This is a genomic window from Pseudomonas sp. OV546 (assembly GCF_900116845.1).
Taxonomy (GTDB): Bacteria; Pseudomonadota; Gammaproteobacteria; order Pseudomonadales; family Pseudomonadaceae; genus Aquipseudomonas; species Aquipseudomonas petroselini.
The window spans coordinates 335837-356591 of the sequence record NZ_FPCE01000001.1; the positions used below are offsets into that span (position 1 = coordinate 335837).

At 62.4% G+C, this 20755-nt stretch carries 18 protein-coding genes; 6 read left to right on the forward strand and 12 right to left on the reverse strand.

All coding sequences use genetic code 11. The features are described from left to right. Positions 1-93 precede the first annotated feature (93 nt). The 5 genes from BM403_RS01610 to BM403_RS01630 all read right to left on the reverse strand — a co-directional run bounded on the left by BM403_RS01610 (position 94) and on the right by BM403_RS01630 (position 6363). Complete coding sequence (locus BM403_RS01610) at positions 94-864, reverse strand: FadR/GntR family transcriptional regulator (RefSeq protein ID WP_046036495.1); 771 nt, start codon at positions 862-864, stop codon at positions 94-96. 107 nt (positions 865-971) lie between these two features. Further along, a complete protein-coding gene (locus BM403_RS01615; protein ID WP_093541335.1) occupies positions 972-1721 on the reverse strand; it encodes an alpha/beta fold hydrolase in 750 nt (249 codons plus the stop codon). Positions 1722-1825: 104 nt separating this feature from the next. Further along, the gene (locus tag BM403_RS01620) at positions 1826-3229 is read right to left on the reverse strand and encodes an efflux transporter outer membrane subunit (protein WP_093541337.1); all 1404 of its coding nucleotides are present in this window, start codon (positions 3227-3229) and stop codon (positions 1826-1828) included. Then, a complete protein-coding gene (locus tag BM403_RS01625; RefSeq protein ID WP_139237932.1) occupies positions 3222-5204 on the reverse strand; it encodes a MacB family efflux pump subunit in 1983 nt (660 codons plus the stop codon). The genes BM403_RS01620 and BM403_RS01625 overlap by 8 nt, the downstream gene beginning before the upstream one ends. Continuing rightward, positions 5194-6363 (reverse strand): efflux RND transporter periplasmic adaptor subunit, encoded by a 1170-nt coding sequence (locus BM403_RS01630; RefSeq protein WP_093541339.1) that lies wholly within the window; start codon positions 6361-6363, stop codon positions 5194-5196. Before BM403_RS01630 ends, BM403_RS01625 begins: the two co-directional genes overlap by 11 nt. Before the next feature lie 257 nt (positions 6364-6620). Between BM403_RS01630 and BM403_RS01635 the strand changes: the two genes are divergently transcribed. From BM403_RS01635 to BM403_RS01650, 4 genes are all read left to right on the forward strand, one after another. Next, a complete protein-coding gene (locus tag BM403_RS01635) occupies positions 6621-7103 on the forward strand; it encodes a sigma-70 family RNA polymerase sigma factor (protein ID WP_064055287.1) in 483 nt (160 codons plus the stop codon). Between the two features lie 119 nt (positions 7104-7222). Next, positions 7223-8560: a lysine N(6)-hydroxylase/L-ornithine N(5)-oxygenase family protein gene (locus BM403_RS01640; RefSeq protein WP_015884768.1), complete on the forward strand. Its 1338-nt coding sequence runs from the start codon at positions 7223-7225 to the stop codon at positions 8558-8560. Positions 8561-8740: 180 nt separating this feature from the next. Then, entirely contained in the window at positions 8741-9961 is a 1221-nt protein-coding gene (locus BM403_RS01645) for a putative DNA modification/repair radical SAM protein (protein ID WP_015884767.1), read from the forward strand. Continuing rightward, entirely contained in the window at positions 9958-10791 is an 834-nt protein-coding gene (locus tag BM403_RS01650) for a TIGR03915 family putative DNA repair protein (RefSeq protein ID WP_046036492.1), read from the forward strand. The genes BM403_RS01645 and BM403_RS01650 overlap by 4 nt, the downstream gene beginning before the upstream one ends. Before the next feature lie 76 nt (positions 10792-10867). On the opposite strand, the gene BM403_RS01655 is transcribed toward BM403_RS01650, so the two are convergent. Both BM403_RS01655 and BM403_RS01660 read right to left on the reverse strand, forming a co-directional pair. Continuing rightward, positions 10868-11365, reverse strand: coding sequence for an Lrp/AsnC family transcriptional regulator (locus BM403_RS01655; RefSeq protein ID WP_093541341.1), 498 nt, complete (start codon positions 11363-11365; stop codon positions 10868-10870). A 121-nt stretch (positions 11366-11486) separates the two neighbouring features. Next, positions 11487-12533: an ornithine cyclodeaminase gene (locus BM403_RS01660; RefSeq protein ID WP_093541343.1), complete on the reverse strand. Its 1047-nt coding sequence runs from the start codon at positions 12531-12533 to the stop codon at positions 11487-11489. Between the two features lie 270 nt (positions 12534-12803). Between BM403_RS01660 and BM403_RS01665 the strand changes: the two genes are divergently transcribed. After that, positions 12804-13697, forward strand: a complete 894-nt coding sequence (locus BM403_RS01665; protein WP_080943252.1) for a GNAT family acetyltransferase — start codon at positions 12804-12806, stop codon at positions 13695-13697. A 72-nt stretch (positions 13698-13769) separates the two neighbouring features. On the opposite strand, the gene BM403_RS01670 is transcribed toward BM403_RS01665, so the two are convergent. The 5 genes from BM403_RS01670 to BM403_RS01690 form a co-directional block, all read right to left on the reverse strand. Beyond that, the gene (locus BM403_RS01670) at positions 13770-14789 is read right to left on the reverse strand and encodes a branched-chain amino acid aminotransferase (RefSeq protein ID WP_015884761.1); all 1020 of its coding nucleotides are present in this window, start codon (positions 14787-14789) and stop codon (positions 13770-13772) included. A 205-nt stretch (positions 14790-14994) separates the two neighbouring features. Then, positions 14995-16374: a dihydrolipoyl dehydrogenase gene (lpdA, locus tag BM403_RS01675; RefSeq protein ID WP_093541345.1), complete on the reverse strand. Its 1380-nt coding sequence runs from the start codon at positions 16372-16374 to the stop codon at positions 14995-14997. Positions 16375-16377: 3 nt separating this feature from the next. Then, the gene (locus BM403_RS01680; protein ID WP_015884759.1) at positions 16378-17637 is read right to left on the reverse strand and encodes a dihydrolipoamide acetyltransferase family protein; all 1260 of its coding nucleotides are present in this window, start codon (positions 17635-17637) and stop codon (positions 16378-16380) included. Then, on the reverse strand, positions 17638-18696 hold the full coding sequence (locus tag BM403_RS01685; protein ID WP_043205577.1) for an alpha-ketoacid dehydrogenase subunit beta: 1059 nt from the start codon (positions 18694-18696) through the stop codon (positions 17638-17640). A 1-nt stretch (position 18697) separates the two neighbouring features. Next, positions 18698-19933 (reverse strand): 3-methyl-2-oxobutanoate dehydrogenase (2-methylpropanoyl-transferring) subunit alpha, encoded by a 1236-nt coding sequence (locus tag BM403_RS01690; protein WP_046035783.1) that lies wholly within the window; start codon positions 19931-19933, stop codon positions 18698-18700. Positions 19934-20127: 194 nt separating this feature from the next. On the opposite strand from BM403_RS01690, the gene BM403_RS01695 reads away from it, so the two are divergent. Next, positions 20128-20610: an Lrp/AsnC family transcriptional regulator gene (locus tag BM403_RS01695; protein ID WP_015884756.1), complete on the forward strand. Its 483-nt coding sequence runs from the start codon at positions 20128-20130 to the stop codon at positions 20608-20610. Positions 20611-20755 lie beyond the last annotated feature (145 nt).

Here is a 20755-nt window from a genome sequence, read left to right on the forward strand (position 1 = left end):
CGACTCGGTGTAACTGGAATACCGAGGTGCCTGCATCGCAGGCAAGCCAGCTCCCACATTGATTGGGTTTCCACCTCCAGGTTTGGGGCGTCTTCAGGGGCGGTGATCGAACTCCAATAGAAAATGCGGGCTGACTTCACCTTCCAGCGCGGTCATGTGGTGCTCGGCATCGCACATGTGTTCGTGCATCAGGCTGCGCACGGCGCTTTCATCCCCGGCCCGAAAGGCGATCAGCAACTGCTTGTGATAGTCCAGGTTGGCGGCATCGAACTGCTTGCGCTTGGGCTTGTATGCTTTTTTCAGCACCACCAGGTCGCGCAACAGGTCGTTGAGGAACTGCGCCATGAAACTCAGCAGCGGGTTGGGGCAGGCCTTGGCCAGCAGGTTATGAAACTCCAGTTCCGCCAGGCGTTGTTCGCGTTGGCCGGCTTCGCTGTCTTCCGGCGCGCTGCAAAAATCCACGTTGTCTTGCAGGGCCTGGTAGTCGTCTTCGCTGAGGCGCCCGAGCACCGACACCGCCAGTTCCACTTCGATGACTTTGCGCAGTTGGTACACCTGCTCGCCGTCCAGATGCTGGAAGTGCAGGTAGTTGCGCAAGGCGCGGCTGGCCGGCTCGGTGCCGGCCTGGTTCAGGTAGGCACCGCCGCTGGGGCCCGTGCGCGTGCTCACCAGGCCTTCTACTTCCAGCGCCTTGAGCGCTTCGCGGGCCGAGCCCTTGGAGCATTGGAAGCTTTCCATCAGCTCGCGTTCGGTGGGCAAGCGGTCGCCGGGCTTCAAGGCGTCGGTGACGATGGAGCGCTTGACCGACTCGACAATCACGTCGGACAGCTTCTGGCGTTTGCGTCGTAGCGGGCGGCTAAGCATGGGTTCGATTTATCGTATTAATGCGGATAAATAGCACTTAATAACGATCGAGGCGCAGCGTCAACGCCGGGTGTCGTTTTCGAGGGCAACAGGTCGCAAACGGCTCGCTACTGCGCGTTGACGGAATCCAGGCAGCGAGTGGACTGCGGTGGTTGCTTGCCGTAGACCAGGAAGTCACCGACCCAGCGGTTGATACACCCGCTGGCGTCCTGCTTGGCGGGGTCTTTAAGGCGCAGTTGTTCGACCTGGGGCGCGGCCGTCTCGGCCTGTTGCGCATTGACCAGCACCATGCGCGCCACCCGCTCGGGGAACAGCGCCGCGTAACGGTTGCCCAGGCGGGCTGCATCGGCGTTGCCCAGGTAGAGCAGTTGGGCATCGCCGAGTTGGGTGCGCACGTACTCCAGGTCTTGAGCGGCCTGTTCGACGCCGTTTTCATTGCTGAGGTCGCGGGGGCTGAGTTCGATGACGTCGTAACGGTTGATCAGCGTGCGATAGGCCGGGTTGGCGTAGGTCCCCCAGAGACTGGTGAGGTGAATGACGAAGGTGCCGCCCTGATTGCTGCGGGGCGTATCGCCGGACAGCGCAAACAGCACGCCTTCACGGTTCAGCGGATCGCGTGCGCCGACGCGGGTGAGGTAAAGGCGCAGGTTGCCTTGCCGGGGGGACGCGTGGTTGCGCGGTACGGTCACGATGCCGCATTGGGTGCGTTGCATCACCTCGGGGTCCAGGCGTTCAACGGTGGGGAGCGGGCAGTCCAGCAGCCAGTCGATGGCGGTGGGAGGGATCAGCGGTTGAGCGTGGGCCAGGCCCGCTATCAGCCACAGGCAGGCGCACGTCAGGTGTTTTGCAGCAGTCATCGAGAGATCCCGGGCAACCGTGTGATAACGGCTTTTTTACCAAGGACCTTGGGTCGAGGAATGTAGGGTGAAAAGACGGAATGTGTACGAATTCGGAGTTTTGTTTATCGGATCTCCGTATGCCAGCCGCCGCCCAGTGCTTTGTATAGCGCGATGCTGGCCTGCAGGCGCGCCAGCCGCAGTTGCACGTTCTGGTCCTGGGCCGCGTACAGGGTGCGCTGGGTTTCCAGGACCGTGAGCAAATCCTCGGCGCCTGCCTGGTAGCGGCTTTCAGCGATCTGGAACGCGCTCTGCGCCTGTTGCAGTTCTTCACTTTGCCATTGGCGCTGCTGGTCGAGGCGGGTGATGCTGCTGAGGGCTTTTTCCACGTCGGCAAAGCCGTTGATGATCGCGCCGCGATAGGTGTGCAGCAGTTCATCCTGGCGGGCGCGGGCCTTGTCGCGTTCAGCGCTTAAACGGCCGTTGTTGAAGATCGGGCCGACCAGGCCGGCGGTCAGTGTGTAGTAGGGGCTGCGCAGGATATCCATGGCCTTGTAGGCATCTGAGCCCAGGGTTGCGCCGAGGGTGACGGCGGGCAGCATGGCGGCGCGGGCCACGGTGACGTCGGCTTGCGCCGCGGCCAATTGCGCCTCGGCCTTGGCGATATCGGGCCGGCGGCTGAGCAATTGGCTGGGCATGCCGGCACCGATGGTTGGCCAGGTCAGCGCCTGGAAGGGCTCGGCCCGCAGATTCAGGGCCTGCACCGGCTGGCCGAGCAGGGCGGCCAGGGTGATGCGGGATTCTTCGGCCAGTTGCTGGATCAGCGGCAACTGGCGTTGCTGGCTGGCCACCAGGCTTTTTTGCTGGGCCAGTTCGAGGGCGGTGGCGGAGCCGGCATCGTAGCGGGTCTGCACCAGGTCGAGCACGTTGCGGGCGTTGGCCAGGTTAAGCGCGGCGATTTGCTCGCGCTGGTGGGCGGCGAGGGTCTGGGCGTAGCGGTCGGCCACGCTGCTGAGCAGGGTCAGTTCCACGGTAGCCTGGTCAAACTCGCTGGCGCGCAGGCTGTGCAGGGCGCTGTCACGGGCGGCGGCGCGGCCACCCCAGAAGTCCACTTCGTAACTGGCCGTGAGGTTGGCGCCGAAGTTGTCGACGGCGTCATCGCTTTGTGACACGTCCAGGTCCGGCCCGCCCTGGCCACGCAGCAATTTCTGATGGCTGGTGGCGAGGTTGAACTTCACCTCCGGCAACAACGGTGCCCCGGCGATCACTGCACTGGCCTGGGCCTGGCGCACGCGGGCCGTGGCGGCGGCCACGTCAAAACTGTCACGGCGGGCTTGCTCGACCAGACGGTTCAACTGCGCACTGCCGAACTGTGTCCACCAGTGCTGGTTGGTGGCCTGCGCCGCGTCACGCTCGGCATATTGCCAGCTGGCGGGCGCAGCGATGCCGCTGTCGAGGGCGGGAGGGTGGCCGGCGCAGGCGCTGAGTAACACGCACAGGCCGGGCATGCACAGGGATCGTTTATTCACTGGTCAACGCCTTAACCGGATCGAGCCGGGCAGCTTTACGGGCCGGCATGAAGCCGAATACGACACCGGTGACCAGCGCGCAACCAAATGCGCCCATTACGGCCACCAGGGAAAACTGCACCGCCACCTTGGCCAGCACCAGCACGCCACCCACCAGCAGCGCCAGGGCAATGCCGCACAGGCCGCCGACCACCGAGAGCATCACCGCTTCGGTGAGAAATTGGCGCAGGATGTCGCGCTGGCGTGCGCCGGTGGCCATGCGGATGCCAATTTCGCGGGTCCGCTCGCGCACGGTCATCAGCATGATATTCATCACGCCAATGCCGCCCACCAGTAGGGAAATCGCGGCAATCGAACCGAGCATCAGCGACAAGGTGTTCTGCGTGCGCGCCTCGGCCTGGATCATGGCGGCGTTGTTGGTCAGCTCGTAATCGCGCTTGCCGTTGTGCAGCGTTTGCATCAACTGATCGATCGCCAACTCGGCCTCGCGCACCTTGCGCGCATCGGCCGCGGCGATCACCACGTACTCGGGGTTGTAGCTGCCGAACAGGCGCACACTGGCGGCGGTGTAAGGGATGGCGATACGGTCGTCACTGTCCTTGTTACCGGAGCTTGCGCCTTTTTCCGCGAGCACGCCGATGACCTGGAACGGCACGTTCTCAATCAGGATGTACTGGCCGATGGGGTCGACCTCGCCCTTGAACAGCTTTTCACGCACGCGATGACCGATCACCGCCACGGTGGCAGCGGCACGCTCGTCGGCGGCCGTGAAGTAATTGCCCTCGACCACCGGCCAATTGAAAATCGCCGGGAAGTTGGTGTCGTTGCCGCCCACATAGGCCATGTAGTCGACGTTGCCGAAACGCACCCCGGCTTCGCTGCCGTTGACCGGCATGATGCGTTGCACCTGAGGCAAGGCCGCCAGTGCGTGGACATCGTTGAGGGTCACGATCCCCAGCGGCGTACGCGGGTTAGGCGACGACCCGCTGAGGTAGATAATGTTGGAGCCGAACGCGCCCATCTGCGCCATGACCTGGCGCTTGCTGCCTTCACCTACTGCCAGCATCACCACCACCGACGCCACGCCGATGATGATGCCCAGCAGGGTCAGTGCGGTGCGGAAACGGTTGATCCACATCACCCGCCAGGCGGCCTGTACCGCGTCCACCAGTTCGGCTTTCCACGCGCCATTGTGCTCGGCACCGTCGGCCAGGCGTTGGCGCAGGTCCACGGCTTGCAGGGCGCCCCTTGAGGCGCCTGGGGCTGCGTCGCTGTCCTGGGCCGAGTCACTGATGATCAAACCATCGCGAATCTCGATGATGCGGTTGGCCCGCGCCGCGACTTCGCGGTCATGGGTGATCAGGATCACCACGTGGCCCTGGCTGGCCAATTCGTCGAGCAGGGTCATGACCTCGGCGCCGCTGTGGCTGTCGAGGGCGCCGGTAGGTTCGTCGGCGAGGATGATGTGCCCGCCGTTCATCAACGCACGGGCGATGGACACCCGTTGTTGCTGGCCCCCGGAGAGCTGGTGCGGGCGGTTGCCGGTGCGCTCGGCCAGGCCCAGGCGGGTGAGCAGGGCGCTGGCGCGGGCATGGCGCTCGGCGGCGCTGATACCGGCGTAGATCGCTGGCATCTCGACGTTTTCCTGGGCTGAACCCGAGGGAATCAAGTGGTAGCCCTGGAACACAAAACCAAAGGCTTCGCGGCGCAGCCAGGCGAGTTCGTCGCTGTCCAGGTGCGCGACGTTCTCGCCGGCGAACAGGTAGTCGCCGACGCTGGGACGGTCGAGGCAGCCGAGGATATTCATCAACGTGGACTTGCCGGAGCCGGAGGCGCCGACGATGGCGACGAATTCCCCGGCATGGATCGACAGGTCGATGCCGCGCAACACGTCGACCTGCGGGCTGTCGCCGCCGCCGTAGGATTTGCGGATGTTCTTGAGTTCGATCAGGGGCGTGGTCACCTCAACCCCCATTGCCGTCGGCCGGACCGATCAGCAGGCGGTCGCCTTCGTTCAGGCCGTCGAGCACCTGTACGCGCAGGCGGTCGCTGATGCCCAGCCGCACGTGGCGCTCCTCGATACGACCGTTGCCGGTCACGACCCGGGCGATCTGCCTGTCGGCACTGGACGTGCCTTGCAGTGCGGCGACCGGTGCGGTGAGGGCATCCTTGACTTGGCCGGCGACGAAAAACACCTGGGTGGTCATTTCGGCCATCAACGCGTTGTCGCTGTTGTCCACGTCCAGCAGCACGGTGTACAGCACCACGCGGCCGCTGCCGCTTTTACTCGAGCTGTTGGGGCTGCCGCTGCCCTGGGTTTCATTCAATGGCTTGGGCGGGATCGGCAGGATTTGCCGCACCGTGCTGCTCCAGCGCCGGTTGCCGCCGCTGAGGGTGGTGAAATACGCGGTCATGCCAGGTTTGACGTGGCCGATATCGGCTTCCGAGACTTCCGCCCACACGGTCATCGGCGACAATTTGGCGATGCGCAGGATCAGCGGCGTCTGCTGCTGGGCGTTGAGGGTCTGGCCGACCCGCGCGTCCACCGCCACCACCGTGCCGGTCATCGGCGCGTAGATGCGCGTGTAGCCCAACTCGGCCTCATCGCTGCGCAGGCTGGCCTGGGCTTGCAGGATCTGCGCCTGGAACATGTCGACTCGGGCCTGGGTGGTGCTCAATTCAGCCTTGGCGGTTTGCACATCTTCTTCACGGGTGGCGTTGCCGGCAGCCAGGCGTTGCTGGCGCTGGTACTTCTGGCGTGCCAGTTCATGCTGGGCCTTTTGTTCCTGCAGCTGGGCCTTGAGGTTTTCGATGGCGTAGCGGCTGGCGTCGAGCTTGGCTTTTTGCGTGGACGGGTCGATCTCCACCAGCAATTGGCCTTCCTGGACGTGGTCGCCGGCCTCGACGTGGATCTTGCGGATCTGCCCCGATGCCTGGGCGCCCACGTCCACGTAGCGGCGGGGTTGCAGGGTGCCCAGGGCGGTCACGCTGTTTTCGATATTGCCGCGGGTGACGGCGACGGTGGTGAGGGCGTCACGCCCGGGCGGCAGCACCTGCCAGGCCGCGACGGCGATGATGGGGATCAGGCACGCGATAGCGAGCAAGGCGCGTCGGGCAGGTCGAGGGCGTTTCATGCTTGGGTTTCCAGCCAGGAAAGTTCGGACCGCAGTTGCGGGGAGCTGACAAGTAAACGAGAGAAAGGCGCGGGGATTTAGGCGGTTACACAAGCAGTTACATCAGCCCTCGAAGAAAAAAAACCTCCGTTGATGCAAGTCTGCTTTAAAAGTAGATGAGAATTACTATAAATTGCACACATCCAAACTGCCATTACGTAAACGCCGTCTTTTTTTGTACTCAGGGACCTAATGCCGCCACCCGGCGGTCGGGAGTCATGTTGGAAAACTACTATCGCGAGCTGGTGTGTTTCCTCAACGCCAAGCTGGGCAACCGTCAGGTGGCCGAGGATGTGGTGCATGACGCTTATGTCCGGGTGCTGGAACGTTCAAGCGACACGCCGATCGAACAACCCCGCGCCTTTTTGTACCGCACCGCGCTCAATCTGGTGATCGATGGCCACCGGCGCAACGCCTTGCGCCAGGTTGAGCCCTTGGATGTGCTGGACAGCGAAGAGCGTTTCGCCGCCTGTTCACCTCACACCACCCATGACCACAGCCAGCGCCTGGAACTGCTCGAGCGCGCCCTGGCCGAGCTGCCCCCTGCCTGTCGCGACAGCTTCCTGCTGCGCAAACTCGAGGGTTTGACCCATGTGCAAATTGCCGAACGTCTGTGCATTTCCCGCGCGCTGGTGGAAAAACACATCGTCAATGCCATGAAGCATTGCCGGGTGCGGATGCGCGAGTGGGAAGCCCACTGATCAATGATCAGTTAAATTTTATTTCATTGTCCTCGTTTCCTATCAACACATGACCTGTTGTGCAGGTCTTGAAGGTATTCCCGCCCCACCGCCAAGGGGCTTATCCAGAGGACACTGGAATGACACAGGCAATTGCTTCGCCCGCGGTTCACGACCTGATCGGTATCGGATTCGGCCCTTCGAACCTGGCGCTGGCCATCGCCCTGCAGGAGCGCGAAAAGGCCCAGGGCAAACTGGACGTGCTGTTTCTCGACAAACAGGCCGACTACCGCTGGCACGGCAATACCCTGGTGACCCAGAGCGAATTGCAGATTTCGTTCCTCAAGGACCTGGTAACCCTGCGCAACCCCACCAGCCCGTATTCCTTCGTTAATTACCTGAAAGCCCACGACCGCTTGGTGGACTTTATCAACCTCGGCACCTTTTACCCCTGCCGCATGGAGTACAACGACTACCTGCGCTGGGTCGCCGGGCAGTTCCAGGCCCAGGCGCGCTATGGCGAGGAAGTGCTGGCCATCGAGCCGATCCTGCATCAGCAGCAGGTCGAAGCCCTGCGCGTGATCTCCCGCGATGCCCTCGGCGAGCAGCATGTTCGCACCACCCGTTCGGTGGTGGTCAGCGCCGGCGGCACGCCGCGGATTCCCGAAGCGTTCAAGGCGCTCAAGGGTGACAGCCGGGTGTTCCACCACTCCCAGTACCTGGAGCGCATGGCCTCGCAGCCGTGTGTCGAGGGCAAGGCCATGCGCATCGCCATTATCGGCGGCGGCCAGAGTGCGGCCGAAGCCTTTATCGACCTGAACGACAGCTTCCCGTCGGTGCAGGTCGACATGATCCTGCGCGGCTCGGCACTCAAGCCCGCCGATGACAGCCCGTTCGTCAATGAAGTGTTTTCGCCGGCCTTTACCGACTTGGTGTTCCAGCAGGAGGGCGCCGAACGTGAACGCCTGGTGGCCGAGTACCAGAACACCAACTATTCGGTGGTCGACCTGGACCTGATCGAGCGCATCTACGGCATCTTCTACCGCCAGAAAGTCTCCGGCATCGCCCGCCAGGCGTTCCGCACCATGACCGTGGTCGAGAAGGCCACGCCAGGCCCGCTGGGCATTGAACTGGTGCTGCGCAACAACGCCAACGGGGAAACCAGCGTCAACCATTACGACGCGGTGATCCTGGCCACCGGCTACGAGCGCCAGACACACCGCGCCTTGTTGGCGCCGCTGGAAGGCTACCTGGGCGACTTTGACGTGGCGCGCGACTACCGCATCGTGACCGACGAGCGTTGCAACGCCGGCATCTACATCCAGGGTTTCAGCCAGGCCAGCCATGGGTTGAGCGACACCTTGCTGTCGGTGCTGCCGATTCGGGCGGATGAGATTGCGGCGTCGTTGTACGCGCTGGACCGTGGGCGCGGCAAGGGGCGGTCGGTGCAGGACTTGCTACTCGCTACCGCCAGCTGATCGTTGTGGCGAGGGAGCTTGCTCCCGCTCGACAGCGCAGCTGGAGCCGGCTTTTTTGGGGCCGCTCCGCAGCCCAGCGGGAGCAAGCTCCCTCGCCACAAACACACGGTCCTACAGACGGCACTGGCGTGATGGTTGAGCTACTGGTACTGTACAAAAAACCAGTATCGGTAGCCCTCCATGCAGTTGATCGAAAAACTCAGCATCCTCGCCGACGCCGCCAAGTACGACGCGTCCTGCGCCAGCAGTGGCGCGCCCAAGCGCAGCTCCGAGGGCAAGGCGGGGCTGGGTTCCACCGATGGCATGGGCATCTGTCACAGCTACACCCCCGACGGGCGTTGTGTGTCGTTGCTCAAGGTGCTGCTCACCAATTTCTGTCTCTATGACTGCCAGTACTGCGTCAACCGCCGCTCCAGCGACGTGCCCCGCGCGCGTTTCAGCCCCGAGGAGGTGGTCACCCTGACCCTGGATTTCTACCGGCGCAATTGCGTCAGCGGGCTGTTTCTCAGCTCCGGCATCATCCGTTCGTCCGACTACACCATGGAGCAATTGGTGCGCGTGGCCAAACTGCTGCGCGAAGAACACGATTTTCGCGGCTATATCCACCTCAAGACCATTCCCGATGCAGATCCGGCGCTCATCGCCGAAGCGGGGCGGTATGCCGATCGGTTGAGCGTGAACATCGAACTGCCCACCGAGGCCAGCCTGCACACCCTGGCGCCGGAAAAACAGATCGTTTCGATCAAGCAGGCCATGCAGACCATCTACACCGGCGAGCAGACCGTGCTCAACGAACCGCGCGCCCCGCGCTTCGCCCCGGCCGGGCAGAGCACGCAGATGATCGTGGGTGCCGACGACACCGACGACAGCACCATTCTTCACGGGGCCGAGGCGTTGTACGGCAACTTCAAATTGCGCCGTGTGTATTACTCGGCCTTCAGTCCCATCCCCAACAGCCCGAAAAGCGTGCCCCTGGCCGCGCCGCCGCTGATGCGTGAACACCGTTTGTACCAGGCTGACTTCCTGCTGCGCAGCTACGGTTTCAGTGCGAACGAATTGTTCGAAGGCCCTGGCCACCTGGCCCTGGACATCGACCCCAAGCTGGCCTGGGCCCTGGATAACCGCGACGTGTTCCCCCTGGACCTGAACCGCGCCGAACCGACCTTGATTGCACGCATTCCGGGCATTGGCTTGCGTACCACCCAGCGCCTGGTGGACCTGCGTCGTGAACGCAAGATCCGCTTCGAAGACCTGGCGCGCATGCGCTGCGTGCTGGCGAAAGCCAAGCCGTTTTTCATCACCAGTGACTACCACCCGCAACAGGCCGACAGCACCAGCGTGTTGCTGCGCGAGCAATTGCGCGACCGCCCGCAACCGCAGCAAATGGGGCTGTGGGGATGATCAGCCTGGAATGCGACAACCTGTTCAGCACCTGGCGCGAACAGGCGCGCTGGTTGCTCAGCCATCAGGTCGACCCCAGCCAGGTGAGCTGGGGGGAGGCGGAGGTGGCGGACCTGTTTGCCACTGACCAGTCGATTCCGGAGGCACCGGGGCCTTTCCAGACGCGGGTGCCCAAGGCCCTGCTGCAGCTGCTGGAGTCGGCCGCTTGTTACCACGGCGACCAGCGCTGGAGCTTGTTGTATGAAGTGTTGTGGCGAGTCAGCCACGGCGACCGCACCGCAATGCTGGCCGGGGACAAGCTGGGCAGCGAGTTGCAGCGGCGGATCAAGCAGGTCAGTCGCGAGGCGCACCACCTGCATGCATTTGTGCGGTTTATCGCGTTGCCGGCCGGGGCTGGGCCGGAATTGCCCGAGTACGTGGCCTGGCATGAGCCGGCCCATGACATCCTGAAATCAGCCAGCCAGCACTTTATCGGGCGCATGGGGCGTCATCGCTGGATGATCGCCACGCCGTTGGATGGGGTTTACTACGATGGCGAACAGTTGATCCATCAACGTGAGTGCCCCGAAGCCTGGCGGCAGCTGGCGCAGAATGTCGAGGATCCCCACAGTGCGATGTGGCTGACCTACTACAGCCATATCTTCAACCCGGCGCGGTTGAACCCCAAGGTCATGGAAGGGCATTTGCCGAGCCGGTTCTGGAAGAATCTGCCGGAGGGCAAGTTGATACCGGGGTTGATCAGTGAAGCGCGGACGGGGAAGCAGAAGGATGGGCAGGCCAGGCTAATCGGGGCCAGGCCCGGCAAGAAAATCTTAATCGGGCAAGGTTGAAAATGCAGGAGGGGCTGGTGTGGGAGGGGGCTTGCCCGCTCCCACATTAGATCTGCATCGTTTTGGAGCGATAGGTTCAGGCCAGCTCGTTGGCGGTGTTCTTGACCACCGCCAACTCCGGATGCGCCACCAGCTTATCAATGTGTAACTCATCATTGTTCAACCAAGTCTCCGTCAGCACCCGGTAGTGCTCCATGTCCCGGCAACGCATGCGCAGGCTGTAGTCAAACGGCCCGCTGATCAGTTGGCATTCGAATACCTGAGGGCAGGCCTTCACGCAGGCTTCGAAGGCCTTTTGCGCCGAGCGCCCGCTCTGGTTGGACAAGGCCACCAACACCAGCAGCGACAGCCCTGGCGAGACCATCTGCACATCGATGATCGCCCCATAGCCACGGATCACCCCGCGTCGCTCCAACTTGCGCACCCGCTCCAGGCAGGGCCTGGGGGTGAGGTGCACCAGCGACGAAAGCTTTTCGTACGTGATACGGCCCTGGTGGCGCAGCACTTCGATGATGGCTTCATCAATGCGGTCCAGTACGGGGGCGGAATGGGGTCCGGAGGCCTTGGTATCCATGGGGTTCACTTCAAACGGTTGGAATAAATGGCGGCAAACCTTGCGTGTTTGCCTGACCCTTCACATGGTACGGCCTTCCTCCGTCAACGTCTGTATGCGCTCGGGGACGTGCCTGTACACCTCAGGCGCGCTTTTGCTGCTGCACGCGAGGCTGCTGGGCGAGTCGGGCAAACAAGTCTTTCGGGTCGGCGAGGTCCGGCACCAGCTCAAGTTCGCTGCCCACGTCCAGTGCCTTGGCCACATCCAGTACGTAACGCAGCGCCGAGTAGTCTTCGATGGCAAAGCCCACGGAGTCGAACAGGGTGATCTGGTGCGCGTTCTCACGGCCGGGCTGCTGGCCGTTGATCACTTGCCACAGTTCAGTCACCGGTGAGTCGTGCGGCATCTGCTGGATTTCACCTTCGATGCGGCTTTGTGGCGCGTACTCGACGATCACGCGGGCGCGCTCGACGATGCGTCGGTCCAGCTCGGTTTTACCTGGACAATCGCCGCCCACCGCGTTGAGGTGCATGCCGGGTTCGATCATTTCGTCTGTGAGGATGGTGGCGTAGGCCTTGTCGGCCGTGACGGTGGTGACGATATCCGCGCCTTTGACCGCTTCGGCGACGCTACCGGCCAGGATCACCTTGATTGCCGGAAAAGCCTTCATGTTGTCGGCCAGTTTGGCGGTGGCTTTGGCATCGATGTCGAACAGACGGATTTCCGTGATGCCGAGCATGGCGTGGAAGGCCAGGGCTTGGAATTCACTCTGCGAGCCATTACCGATCAACGCCATGCTGCGGCTGTTCTCGCGCGCCAGGTAGCGGGCGACCAGGGCTGAGGTGGCGGCTGTACGAATGGCGGTGGTCAGGGTCATTTCCGCCAGCAGCACCGGCTTGCCTGTGTCGACATCGCCCAGCGCGCCAAAGGCCATCACGGTGAGCATGCCGGCCAGGGTGTTTTTCGGGTGACCGTTGACGTACTTGAAGGCATACAGCGACGCGTCGGACACCGGCATCAGCTCGATCACGCCATCCGGGGAGTGGTTGGCCAGGCGTGCGCATTTCTCGAAATCCTGCCAGCGCAGGTAGTCGGCGCGAATGTATTCGGCCATTTCGGTCAGGCAGGTTTGCAGGCCTTTTTGCGCGACCAGATAGCTGAGGTCATTGACGTCGATATAGCGGGTCATGGAAATGCTCCTTGTTATTGGAAGGCGGCCAGCGGTTTCTGCTGCGCACAGAGCGCCGTCATGGAGTGGGCCAGTGCGGTTATTGTGGCGGTTGTTGCGCAAGGATCTCGGCTGAAACTGGCGGGTGGCTCAGCCGGTAAAGCTGAAAAGTGGGGTCGGGCAGCCGAATCGGCTGTCGAGCCTGAGAGGCGATCAAATAAGGGAGGGAGCGTGCTCCTTCCCACATTGCTACAGTGGCGACTCTGATAGCGCGGTCAGCCAGGAGGAGCCATGTCTACCGTTGTTCGTATTGCCCAGCCCGCCGATGCCGAGGGGATCAGCCAAGTGATTCTGGCGGCATTGCACAGCAGTAATGCGCGGGATTATCCGGCGGATGTGATTGCCCGGGTCGCCAGTAACTTCACGCCGGATGCGGTACTGGCATTGCTTGAGCGCCGCGTGGTGCTGGTGGCGATTCAGGATCGGGTGATCGTGGCCACCGCCGCACTCGACGGCAGTGTGGTGCGCTCGGTGTTCGTCAATCCGGTGCTGCAAGGGCAGGGCATTGGGCGGCTGTTGATGATTGAAATCGAGTTACGCGCCCGCGAGGCCGGGGTCACGGTACTGAGCGTGCCGTCTTCGCTGACCGCCGAACCGTTCTATGCCAAGTTGGGGTTCCATACTGCGCGCGACGTCTACCACGGCAACGAGCGTACGTTGGTGATGGAAAAGGCGCTGCTGTCCAGGCATCCCATCGGGCCCTATCGCGACCGTCAGCATCGTGCGCAAGTGGTTGCGCTATGGCAGGAGGCTTTTGGCTATGAAACCGCCCATAACCTGCCGACCCTGGCGATTGATAAAAAGCTGGCCGTCAACGATGGGTTGTTTTTCGTGGCGACCGACAAAAAAACTGTGATCGGGACGATTCTGGCGGGCTACGACGGCCATCGTGGCTGGCTGTATTCGGTGGCGGTGCACGCTGACTATCGGCGTCATGGCCTGGGTTCGTCACTGGTACGGCATGCGGAACAGGCATTGACGGCGCTGGGCTGCATGAAGATCAACCTGCAGATCACCAGTGGCAATGAGGCGGTGGCGGGGTTTTACGAGGCGTTGGGGTATGGGGTGGAGCCGAGGATCAGTATGGGGAAGAAGATTGTTGGGAATATTCCGACTCGATCCTGAGAACACCTGAGCTCAAATGTGGGAGCTGGCAAGCCAGCTCCCACATGGGGTTGGGGCGTAGCTTGGTGTGGCTTAGACCTTGACGATCCAGCCCGCTGGCGCTTCAACGTCGCCGGTCTGCACGCCGGTCAGCTCTTTGTAGAGCTTCTGGGTGATCGGGCCGACTTCGGTCTCGCTGTGGAACACGTGCAGCTTGCCGTTGTACTGGATACCGCCGATCGGCGAGATCACTGCAGCGGTACCGCAGGCACCGGCTTCCTTGAATTGGTCCAGTTTGTCGATGAACACTTCGCCCTCGACCACTTCCAGGCCCAGGCGGGTCTTGGCCAGTTCGATCAGCGACAGGCGGGTGATGCCTGGCAGCACCGAAGGCGACTTCGGTGTGATGAACTTATTGTCGTGGGTGATCCCGAAGAAGTTGGCCGAGCCGACTTCTTCGATTTTCGAGTGAGTCATCGGGTCCAGGTAGATCGCATCGGCGAAACCGGATTTCTTCGCTTCGGCGCCCGGCATCAGGCTGGCGGCGTAGTTGCCACCGACCTTGGCGGCACCGGTGCCCTGGGGTGCGGCGCGGTCGAAGGTGGAGATCTGGAAGTTGTGTGGTACCAGGCCGCCTTTGAAGTAGGCGCCAACCGGGATGGCGAACACCGAGAAGATGAACTCCGGCGCGGTACGCACACCGATGTTGTCACCGGTGCCGATCACGAACGGGCGCAGGTACAGCGCGCCGCCACTGCCATACGGCGGGATGAAGCGCTCGTTGGCCTTGACCACTTGTTTGCAGGCGTCGATGAAGTCTTCGGTCGACACATGCGGCATCAGCAGGCGCGCGCAGCTGCGCTGCATGCGGGCGGCGTTCTGGTCCGGGCGGAACAGGTTGATCGAGCCGTCCTTGCAGCGGTAGGCCTTGAGGCCTTCAAAGCATTGCTGGCCATAGTGCAGGGCGGTGGAGCCCTCGCTGATGTGCAGCACGTTGTCGTCGGTCAGGGTGCCGGCTTGCCATTCGCCGTTTTTCCAGACCTGGAGAAACCGCTTGTCGGTCTTGATGTAGTCAAAACCCAGCTTGTCCCAATTGATGCTTTCGTTACCCATGACACCCTCTATCTTTGGTCAAGTCGGTTTTTTTTCTGAATGGGCGCAACAATACTGCATTCTTGGCTTGTGTGGGAGCCACAGGGTGGACGCCTTCAGCCTCTGTATTGACCGATCCACCGCTATCGGGGGGCAAGCCCCCACCCCCATTTGGCATGCATGCCCCTGTAGGAGGGGGCTTGCCCCCGATGGCCTCCCTGCGGTTTTACAGGTGCAGCGCGTGGCCCAGCGCCCGCAGCGCAGCCTCCTGCACCGCCTCGCCGAGGGTCGGATGGGCATGAATGGTGCCGGCCACGTCTTCCAGGCGCGCGCCCATTTCCAGGCTCAGGCCGAAGGCGGTGGACAGCTCCGAGACGCCGGCGCCAACTGCTTGCCAGCCGACGATCAGATGATTGTCGCGGCGTGCCACCACCCGTACGAAGCCGGTTTTCGACTCCAGGGTCATTGCGCGGCCGTTGGCGGCAAACGGGAAACTCGACACGATGCAGTCCAGGCCGGCGGCCTTGGCTTCATCGGGTGTCTTGCCGACCACCACCAGTTCCGGGTCGGTAAAGCACACGGCCGGGATCGCTGCCGGGTTGAATTCGCGGGATTTACCGCTGATCAGTTCGGCAACCATTTCACCTTGGGCCATGGCCCGATGGGCCAGCATCGGCTCGCCGCTCAGGTCGCCGATGGCCCACACGTTGCGCATGCTGGTCTGGCAGCGGCTGTCGATTTTGACCGCCGCGCCGTTCATCTCCAGGTTCAGCGCCTCAAGGTTCCAGCCCTGGGTATTGGGGGTGCGACCCACGGCGACCAGCACCTGGTCGGTTTCCAGCGAGAGGGTGTCACCCTTCGGGTCACGTACCTGCAACTGGTTGTCGGCAAAACCGCTGACGCTGTGATTGAGGAACAGCTTCACCCCCAAGTGCTTGAGGGACTCGTTCACCGGTTGGGTCAATTCGGCGTCGTAGGCCGGCAGGATGCGATCCTGCGCCTCGACCACGCTGACCTCGGCGCCAAGCTTACGGTAGGCAATCCCCAGTTCCAGGCCGATATAGCCGCCACCCACCACGATCAGGCGCTTGGGCACCCGCGTTGGCGCCAGCGCCTCGGTGGACGAGATGATCGGCCCGCCAATCGGCAGCATCGGCAGGTTGACGCTTTTCGAACCGGTGGCCAGCAACAGGTGTTCGCACTGGATGCGCTGGTCGTCGACGTCGACGGTCTTGCCGTCCACCACCTTGGCCCAGCCGTGGATCACTTGCACCTTGTGCTTCTTCAGCAGCGCGGCGACGCCGGTGGTCAGGCGGTCAACGATGCCGTCTTTCCATTCCACGCTCTTGCGGATGTCCAGGGTCGGCACATCCACTTCGATGCCCAGGTGTGAACCCTGGCTGTGCTGGACTGTTTGCTGGAATTGCTCGGCCACATGGATCAACGCCTTGGACGGGATGCAGCCGATATTCAGGCAGGTGCCGCCCAGCGCCTGGCCTTCCACCAGGAGGGTCGGGATGCCCAGTTGGCCGGCACGGATCGCCGCCACATAACCGCCAGGGCCGCCGCCGATAATCAGCAGCGTGGTATTCAATGTCTGCGTCATGCCTTACTCCAGGAACAGGCTGGCGGGTTGTTCGAGCAGGCCGCGAATGGCCTGGATGAATTGCGCTGCATCCATGCCATCGACCACGCGGTGATCGAAGGAACTGGAGAGGTTCATCATCTTGCGCACCACGATCTGGCCCTTGATCACCATCGGCCGCTCGACGATGCGGTTGACGCCGACGATGGCCACTTCCGGCAGGTTGAGCACCGGCGTGCTGACGATGCCGCCCAAGGCGCCGAGGCTGGTCAGGGTGATGGTCGAACCGGACAGCTCGTCACGGCTGGCCTTGCCATTGCGTGCAGCAGTGGCCAAACGTGCGATTTCCTCGGCATTGCCCCACAGGCTGCGGGCCTCGGCGTGACGCACCACCGGTACCATCAGGCCCACGTCGCTTTGCGTGGCGACACCTACGTGAACCGCGCCAAGGCGGGTGATGACCTGGGCTTCGTCGTCGTAACGCGCATTGATCTGTGGAAAGTCCCGCAGCGCCACGACCATGGCTCGCACGATGAACGGCAGCAGGGTCAGCTTGCCACGCGTGGCGCCGTGCTTCTCATTGAGGTGCACGCGCAGTTCGTCGAGAGCGGTGACGTCGATTTCTTCCACGTAGCTGAAATGCGCGGCCCGCCGGGTGGCGTCCTGCATGCGCTGGGCGATCTTGCGGCGCATGCCGATCACCGGGATCTGTTCTTCGTCGTTGCGTTCGGCGTAGGGGTTGGCTGCGGTTTGGGTTTGCGTCGGACGCTGCTGCAAGTAAGCGTCCAGATCTTCGTGCAGAATCCGGCCCGCCGGGCCTGAGCCCTGGACCAGGCGCAGTTGAATCCCCGCATCCAGCGCATGTTTGCGCACGGCAGGGGAGGCCAATGGGCGTTCGTCGGCGGTACGGGCCACCGGGGCCTGGGCTGCGACAACCGGAGCGGGTTGGCTTTCAACCACCACCGGTGCAGGCTTGGCTTGCACCACCGGGGCGGCCTTCGGCGCCTCCTTCACGACCGGCGCGTCCTTGGCGTTGCCCGCACCCTCCACTTCAATGCTGATCAGAATACTGCCCACGGCCATGACTTCACCCGGCTCGCCGCCGAGGGAAATCACCTTGCCATGCACCGGCGAGGGAATGTCCACCATCGCCTTGTCGGTCATCACATCCGCCAGCACCTGGTCTTCGACCACCATGTCGCCGACCTTCACATGCCACACCGACAGTTCAACTTCCGCGATGCCTTCGCCAATGTCCGGCATCTTGATAACGTGCGTGCCCATTCAGACCTCCATGACCCGTTTCAACGCCGCGCCCACTCGGGACGGGCCTGGGAAATACGCCCACTCCTGCGCGTGCGGGTAGGGGGTGTCCCAACCGGTGACGCGTTCGATCGGCGCTTCCAGGTGGTGGAAGCAATGCTCCTGCACCAGTGCGACCAGCTCGGCGCCAAAGCCGCAGGTGCGAGTGGCTTCGTGCACCACCACGCAGCGGCCGGTCTTCTTGACGGAGTTGACGATGGTTTCCAAGTCCAGCGGCCACAGGCTGCGCAGGTCGATGACTTCGGCGTCGATGCCGGTTTCTTCGGCGGCGACTTGCGACACATACACCGTGGTGCCGTAGGTCAGCACGGTCACGGCCGAGCCCGGACGCACGATGGCGGCCACGTCCAGCGGCACGGTGTAGTAACCGTCCGGCACTTGGGCTTGCGGGTGCTTCGACCATGGGGTGACGGGCCGGTCGTGATGGCCATCGAACGGACCGTTGTACAGGCGTTTGGGCTCAAGGAAGATCACCGGGTCATCGTTTTCGATGGAGGCGATCAACAGGCCCTTGGCGTCATAGGGGTTGGACGGCATCACCGTGCGCAGGCCGCACACCTGGGTGAACACCGCTTCGATACTCTGGCTGTGGGTCTGGCCGCCGTAGATGCCGCCGCCGCAAGGCATGCGCATGGTCAGCGGCGCGGTGAACTGGCCGGCCGAGCGATAACGCAGGCGTGCCGCTTCGGAGATGATCTGGTCGGTGGCAGGGTAGACGTAGTCGGCGAACTGGATTTCGGCGACCGGGCGCAGGCCGTAGGCGCCCATGCCCACGGCCACGCCGATAATGCCGCTTTCGGAGATCGGCGCGTCAAACACTCGCGAGCTGCCGTACTTGGTCTGCAGGCCTTCGGTGCAACGGAACACGCCGCCGAAATAGCCGACGTCCTGGCCGAATACCACCACGTTATCGTCACGTTCGAGCATCACATCCATGGCCGAGCGCAGGGCCTGGATCATGGTCATGGTGGTGGTGGTCATGGCGGTTTCCACTTCAATGCTGTTGTTGTGATCGTTCATGTCAGATCCCCAACGCTTGACGCTGGCGCTTCAAGTGCTCCGGCATCTCTTTGTAGACGTCTTCGAACATGGTCGCGGCGCTTGGAATCTGGCCGCCGGCAAGGGTGCCGTACTGTTCGGCTTGTTTTTGCGCCGCAATCACTTCGGCTTCTAGTTCGGCACTGACCGCCGCGTGTTCCTCTTCGGACCACTGGCCAATCTTGATCAGGTGCTGCTTGAGGCGGGCAATCGGGTCGCCGAGGGGGAAGTGGCTCCAGTCATCGGCGGGGCGGTATTTGGATGGATCATCCGAGGTGGAGTGCGGGCCGGCACGGTAGGTGACCCATTCGATCAGCGTGGGTCCGAGGTTGCGGCGCGCACGTTCGGCAGCCCAGGCGGAAGCGGCGTATACCGCGATGAAGTCGTTGCCGTCCACGCGCAGGGAGGCGATACCACAACCTACGCCGCGTCCGGCAAAGGTGGTGGCTTCGCCGCCGGCGATGGCTTGGAAGGTGGAGATGGCCCACTGGTTGTTGACCACGTTGAGGATCACCGGCGCGCGGTACACGTGGGCAAAGGTGAGGGCCGTGTGGAAGTCGGATTCGGCGGTGGCGCCGTCGCCGATCCAGGCGGAGGCGATCTTGGTATCGCCCTTGATCGCCGAGGCCATGCCCCAGCCCACGCCTTGTACGAATTGGGTGGCGAGGTTGCCGGAGATCGTAAAGAAGCCAGCGTCTTTCACCGAATACATGATCGGCAACTGGCGGCCCTTGAGCGGATCACGCTCGTTGGACAGCAACTGGCAGATCAGGTCCACCAAGGGCACGTCGCGAGCCATCAGGATGCTTTGCTGGCGGTAGGTGGGGAAGCACATGTCGTCGATGTTCAAGGCCAGGGCCTGGGCGCTGCCGATGGCTTCTTCGCCAAGGCTTTGCATGTAGAACGACATTTTCTTCTGACGCTGGGCGACGACCATGCGGTTATCGAAAATCCGCGTCTTGAGCATCGCGCGCATGCCTTTGCGCAGGATCTCGACGGGAACACCCTCAGCCCAGGGGCCGAGGGCCTGGCCCTGGTCGTCGAGCACGCGGATCAGGCCTTTGGCGAGGTCGGCGGTGTCGGCGGGTTCTACGTCGATGGCGGGTTTGCGCACCAGGCCGGCGTCGGTCAGGCGCAGGTAGGTGAAGTCGGTCTTGCAGCCTGGGCGTCCCGAGGGTTCAGGGACGTGCAGGCGCAGCGGTTCGTACGGCTGATTCATGGCTTCTACGCTCGATCTTGTGAATTTCTTGTAGTGGGCGCGCTAGCTGACAGTCAGTCTCCGGATAGGAGAAATCTTGTCCTACAACAATCATAGGCGGGGCGTAGAAGAATATTTATCTGTGTTTCATTGCGCTCACGATCATTTGCGGATAAAAAAACTGCATAAACATAATAAACAGGTGATTTTGTCTCATGCGCAAACTGGACCGTACCGATATCGGCATTCTCAACGCCCTGCAGGAGAACGCCCGCATCACCAACGCCGACCTGGCCCGCTCGGTCAACCTGTCGCCCACGCCGTGTTTCAACCGGGTGAAGGCAATGGAGGAATTGGGCCTGATTCGCGAGCAGGTCACGTTGCTGGACGCCGATCTACTGGGGCTGCACGTCAATGTGTTCATCCACGTGAGCCTGGAAAAACAGAATGAGTTGGCGTTGCAGCAGTTCGAAGGCGCGATTTCCGACCGGCCCGAGGTCATGGAGTGCTACCTGATGGCTGGCGACCCGGACTATCTGATCCGGGTGCTGGTACCGACGATCCAGTCGCTTGAGCGCTTCATGATGGATTTTCTGACCAAGGTGCCGGGCGTGGCCAACATCCGCTCAAGCTTTGCGCTCAAGCAAGTGCGTTACAAAACCGCACTGCCACTGCCAAGGGACGGACTGATGGTTTGATAACGGCGCGCTATTACATTGGGTACTTTGATCGTTAGTTGGGTAACTAACTTCATCGTATTTTATTTTTGCGGCTAATAAAAAAATGCGTAATCAGTCACGTATTTTTCACATGTGTTTTAACACATTAATCCCCATCAGGCCG

Coding starts and splice junctions, on each gene's coding strand:
- BM403_RS01610 (WP_046036495.1), bottom strand. CDS start 864: ATGCTTAGCCGCCCGCTACGACGCAAACGCCAGAAGCTGTCCGACGTG.
- BM403_RS01615 (WP_093541335.1), bottom strand. CDS start 1,721: ATGACTGCTGCAAAACACCTGACGTGCGCCTGCCTGTGGCTGATAGCG.
- BM403_RS01625 (WP_139237932.1), bottom strand. CDS start 5,204: ATGGGGGTTGAGGTGACCACGCCCCTGATCGAACTCAAGAACATCCGC.
- BM403_RS01630 (WP_093541339.1), bottom strand. CDS start 6,363: ATGAAACGCCCTCGACCTGCCCGACGCGCCTTGCTCGCTATCGCGTGC.
- BM403_RS01635 (WP_064055287.1), top strand. CDS start 6,621: ATGTTGGAAAACTACTATCGCGAGCTGGTGTGTTTCCTCAACGCCAAG.
- BM403_RS01640 (WP_015884768.1), top strand. CDS start 7,223: ATGACACAGGCAATTGCTTCGCCCGCGGTTCACGACCTGATCGGTATC.
- BM403_RS01645 (WP_015884767.1), top strand. CDS start 8,741: ATGCAGTTGATCGAAAAACTCAGCATCCTCGCCGACGCCGCCAAGTAC.
- BM403_RS01650 (WP_046036492.1), top strand. CDS start 9,958: ATGATCAGCCTGGAATGCGACAACCTGTTCAGCACCTGGCGCGAACAG.
- BM403_RS01655 (WP_093541341.1), bottom strand. CDS start 11,365: ATGGATACCAAGGCCTCCGGACCCCATTCCGCCCCCGTACTGGACCGC.
- BM403_RS01660 (WP_093541343.1), bottom strand. CDS start 12,533: ATGACCCGCTATATCGACGTCAATGACCTCAGCTATCTGGTCGCGCAA.
- BM403_RS01665 (WP_080943252.1), top strand. CDS start 12,804: ATGTCTACCGTTGTTCGTATTGCCCAGCCCGCCGATGCCGAGGGGATC.
- BM403_RS01670 (WP_015884761.1), bottom strand. CDS start 14,789: ATGGGTAACGAAAGCATCAATTGGGACAAGCTGGGTTTTGACTACATC.
- lpdA (WP_093541345.1), bottom strand. CDS start 16,374: ATGACGCAGACATTGAATACCACGCTGCTGATTATCGGCGGCGGCCCT.
- BM403_RS01680 (WP_015884759.1), bottom strand. CDS start 17,637: ATGGGCACGCACGTTATCAAGATGCCGGACATTGGCGAAGGCATCGCG.
- BM403_RS01685 (WP_043205577.1), bottom strand. CDS start 18,696: ATGAACGATCACAACAACAGCATTGAAGTGGAAACCGCCATGACCACC.
- BM403_RS01690 (WP_046035783.1), bottom strand. CDS start 19,933: ATGAATCAGCCGTACGAACCGCTGCGCCTGCACGTCCCTGAACCCTCG.
- BM403_RS01695 (WP_015884756.1), top strand. CDS start 20,128: ATGCGCAAACTGGACCGTACCGATATCGGCATTCTCAACGCCCTGCAG.